Below are 4,298 nucleotides of genomic sequence, written 5' to 3'. Positions count from 1 at the left end.
GATAAATCATTAAATATAGCTGATAAGATAAGTACAAAAAATGTAGAAAATAGTGGCTACAAGGAAATGATAAGTAGGATAATAAAAGAAAAAAACAATCCAAAAACTGGAATATCTTCTATTGCTAGCTTGTTTATTGCTATAATTTCATCAATTCTTATGCTAAGAAGGTTAAAAAATGTTGGGATTTAGTCTATATCTTAATCAAGATGAAAATTATATAGAAGAGAAAATAAATGAGTTTAAAAATTTTGATATTCTTTTTACTTCTATGCATTACCCAGTAGATGATAGGAATATGAAAAAACTTATCTTTTTAAAAGCTTTGGCAGATTCTCTTAATATTGATATTTGCCTCGATATTAATGGAGAAATTTTGAAACACTACCCAGAGCTTTTGAGAATGGGACTTATATTAAGACTTGATTTCGGTTTCGACAAAGAAAAAATAGTGAACTTATCTAAGAATAATAGGATAGCTATAATTGCTTCAAGTGTTTCACGTGAAACACTTGAAGCAATTAAAGAGCTTGGAGGAAATTTTTCTAACATTTCTGCTTGGCACAATTACTATCCTTTAGAATTTTCTGGACTGGGAGAGGATGATTTTATAGAAAAAAATAAAGTATTGGAGAAATTTGGACTTGATTTATTTGCATTTTTTCAAGGAGATAAAGACTTTAGAGGACCCTTGTATAAATCTCTTCCAAGCCTTGAAGAGGATAGGTTTAAAGACCCTTATTATTCATATCTTAAGCTTAAAAGATTTTATAAGATTAATAACTTAGTATTATCTGAAGGCTTAAGTATGAAGAACAAAGGATATATTGAAGCTTTTGAAAAGAAAGGAATTATTAATCTTGATCTATACTTAAAAAAGGGATATGAAATTAATGAATTTAAGGTAAGAAGTGATATAAGCAAATATATTATAAGAAATGAGAGAACTTATAAATTTATTAATGAAGTTTCAAATAATTATATAAGAAAGGGAGATTTTCTTATCCTTAATAAGAATTCGGGAAGATATTCTGGAGAGCTAGAGATAGCAAGGCTTGATTTGGGACTTAGTAATTCTAGAAATGTCATAGGAAGAGTTTGTAAAGAGCATCTAGCTATACTTGATTTAATAAAAGGAGATGATAGAATTGCCATCAACAGAAAATAGAAATATTAATTCAAAAGATCTTGATTTGAAATCTACAAGAGAAATTATTGAAATAATTAACAAGGAAGATCAATCAATAGCAAAAAAGGTAGGTCAAAAAATAGGTGAGATAGAAAAACTTGTTGATGAGCTTGTAAGAGTACTTAACAGGGGTGGTAGGCTTTTTTATATAGGAGCAGGTACAAGTGGAAGACTAGGAGTTCTTGATGCAAGTGAAGCCTTACCTACCTTTTCAGTAAATCCAAATCTTATAAACGGAATAATTGCAGGGGGTGATAAGGCATTAAGAAATCCTGTAGAAAATGCAGAAGATAATGAAGAAATGGGAAAATTGGATCTTATAAAAAATCAATTTACTAAAGAAGATATGCTAGTAGGAATAGCAAGTTCCGGAAGAACTCCCTATGTTATAGGGGCATTAAAATATGCAAGAGAGATTGGAGCAAGCACAGGCTCTTTATCTTGTAATCTAGACTCCTTAATTTCAAAGTATGCAGACTGTCCTATAGAAGTAGATACAGGAAGTGAAATTCTTACAGGCTCTACAAGAATGAAGGCAGGAACTGCTACAAAAATGGTTCTCAATATAATTTCCACAACGGCTATGGTTAGGATAGGAAAGGTATATGATAACCTCATGGTAGATGTAAGAGTATCAAATAAGAAGCTTAGAAAAAGGGCCATATCCATTATAAAAGAAGTGTGTGAAGTTGATGAAAAAAGGGCGGAAAAACTTTTAAACGAGTCACAAAATTCTGTTAAGTGTGCCATACTTATGGGACTTAAGGATATAAAAAGAGATGAAGCTTTAAATATTTTAAAAGAAAATGATGGATTTTTAAGAAGGGGGATACAATGACAGATGATAAAAATAAAATTATTGCCCAAAAATTAGTAAGCTATTTTGGAGGAGAAGATAACTTAGTTGAAGTCATAAATTGTATGACAAGGGTAAGAGTAAAAGTAAAGGATCAAGAAAAGGTTTCTTTTGAAAAGATTGAAGAGCTTGATGGGATTATGGGTCTTGTAAAAGGTGATCAAATCCAAGTAGTAACAGGGCCTGGAAAAAGCGAAAAGATAGCTCGTGAGATGGCAAATCTTACAGCAGCTACATTCACTGAGGAAAGTGAAATAGATATAAGAACTAGGGAGAATAAAGAGAAAGTGAAACAAGGACAAAAAGATTCTGCTTTTAAGTCCTTTACTGCAACAATAGCATCGATTTTTGTTCCACTAATACCAGCCTTTGTAGGTGCAGGTCTTATTGGTGGTATAGCCTCAGTCTTACAAAATTTGATAACTGCAGGAAGTGTGAGCGGAGAAACATATGTATCAATACTTCAAGTCTTAAATATAATAAAGACAGGACTCTATGGATATCTTAATGTATTTATTGGTATAAATGCTGCAAAAGTATTTAGGGGTAATGAAGGACTTGGTGGAGTAATAGGAGGCATGATTTACTTATCTGCAATGAATCCAGATAAGCCTTTAAAAAATATCTTCTTAAACTCACCACTTCTACCTGGACAAGGTGGAGTTATAGGGGTAATACTTGCTGTATTTATCTTAGTTAAAATAGAAAAGAACCTAAGAAAAGTTATACCAGATGCTCTTGATATTATTCTTGTACCAACAATTTCACTTCTTTTAACAGGTATACTTACAATGTTTATTATAATGCCTATAGCAGGTCTTATATCAAATGGACTTATAGGAGTAATAAATGGAGTAATAAAGCTAGGAGGAGCTTTCTCAGGATTTATACTTGGTGCAGTATTCCTACCTATGGTAATGCTTGGCCTTCATCAAATCTTAACACCTATCCATGTAGCAATGATTGAAAGCCAAGGTGCAACTTACCTTCTTCCAATTCTTGCCATGGCAGGAGCAGGTCAAGTTGGAGCGGCTATAGCAGTTTTGGTAAAATGTAGAAAAAATAAAAAGCTAATAGAAATCGCTAAGGGAGGACTTCCAGTAGGTATACTTGGTATTGGAGAACCCCTAATTTATGCCTTAACCCTTCCAATGGGTAAAGCCTTCATCACAGCATGTCTTGGTGGAGGAGTTGGAGGAGCTATAATAGGAGCAATAGGAAATATAGGTGCAACAGCCATAGGACCAAGTGGACTAGCCTTGATTCCATTAATATACAATGGAAGAGCTTTTGGATATATCCTTGGACTTCTAGGAGCCTATATAGGAGGATTTATCCTAACTTACCTATTTGGTATAGATAAAAAATATGTAGAAGGTGAAGACCTTACAGGAAGTAAGGAATTTAAATTTAAGTAGGAAATATATTAAAATTGAAAAAATATAAAAATAAAATCTTAAATCTGATAGTTACCCTCTTTACTGTACAAGGCAGTAAAGAGGGTGTTTTAATAAATATAGTTATAATGTCTAGGAAATTTAAATTTGATAGGGCTTTTCAAAAATAGACTTCAAAATTAAGTTTGCTTGAGTTAAATCTATATTTCTTCAATTCTTGATATATATATATATATATTTAAAGAAATGTTACCTTATAATTTATCATTAAGACATAATTAGAATAAATATTGTTCTATTTTAGTTATACTTCAGTTATCAAAACCTTGAGTTTATCTATGTCATAGATAAATATCTTTTTTAAAAGTTATTTTTAAGAGTCTAATACAGTTTAGTCTCTTTAAAAAGATTTAGTCTAACTTTTAAATAATCTTTCTAACCCTTCTATTTTCTCAAAGCATTTTTTATTATATAATAAATATTATTTATTGTTATACAAGTGTATAAAAATAAAATTTAAGAAAGTGAGGAAAGTATGCATAGTATTAGAAATTTTCATCAAAGTCATCCCTATATTTTTATAATTATAGAGATATTTGTAGTGTTAATTTTATCTACTCTTTTGGAGATTTTTCTTGTAGGATTTATAGGGGAAGATTTTATTAGAAAACACCCTTATATTGCAAATTTACTTTCTCTTATCATAGTATTGATGCTGGCTTTGGGAATTAATTTCCTACTTTTAGGATATATAAATGATAAATTTTATTTTGTGGTAATTGCCCTTCTTGCAAATAATATTTTAGAAACTAAAAGAAAGCTTGATAGAAGAAATTAATATAAAAAATGGACTTTT

General features: G+C 30.5%; 5 protein-coding genes. All 5 read left to right on the top strand.

Going from position 1 to position 4,298, the window contains the following annotated elements:
- Positions 1-192, top strand: a 192-nt coding sequence (locus SOR60_RS03395) for a hypothetical protein (protein WP_320595196.1), incomplete at its 5' end; no start/stop codon positions are given.
- A complete protein-coding gene (locus tag SOR60_RS03390) occupies positions 179-1,168 on the top strand; it encodes a MupG family TIM beta-alpha barrel fold protein (protein WP_320595195.1) in 990 nt (329 codons plus the stop codon). The genes SOR60_RS03395 and SOR60_RS03390, both read left to right, overlap by 14 nt.
- Positions 1,149-2,027, top strand: coding sequence for an N-acetylmuramic acid 6-phosphate etherase (murQ, locus tag SOR60_RS03385; RefSeq protein ID WP_154539817.1), 879 nt, complete (start codon positions 1,149-1,151; stop codon positions 2,025-2,027). The genes SOR60_RS03390 and murQ overlap by 20 nt, the downstream gene beginning before the upstream one ends.
- On the top strand, positions 2,024-3,463 hold the full coding sequence (locus tag SOR60_RS03380) for a PTS transporter subunit EIIC (RefSeq protein ID WP_154539815.1): 1,440 nt from the start codon (positions 2,024-2,026) through the stop codon (positions 3,461-3,463). Before murQ ends, SOR60_RS03380 begins: the two co-directional genes overlap by 4 nt.
- Positions 3,464-3,977: 514 nt before the next feature.
- Entirely contained in the window at positions 3,978-4,280 is a 303-nt protein-coding gene (locus SOR60_RS03375) for a hypothetical protein (protein ID WP_154539813.1), read from the top strand.
- The last annotated feature ends 18 nt before the right edge of the window (positions 4,281-4,298 follow it).

It is taken from the genome of Anaerococcus porci (assembly GCF_034090325.1).
Lineage (GTDB): Bacteria > Bacillota > Clostridia > Tissierellales > Peptoniphilaceae > Anaerococcus > Anaerococcus porci.
The sequence above is the reverse complement of the archived record's forward strand: the minus strand, read 5'-3'. Positions and strand labels throughout refer to the sequence as shown.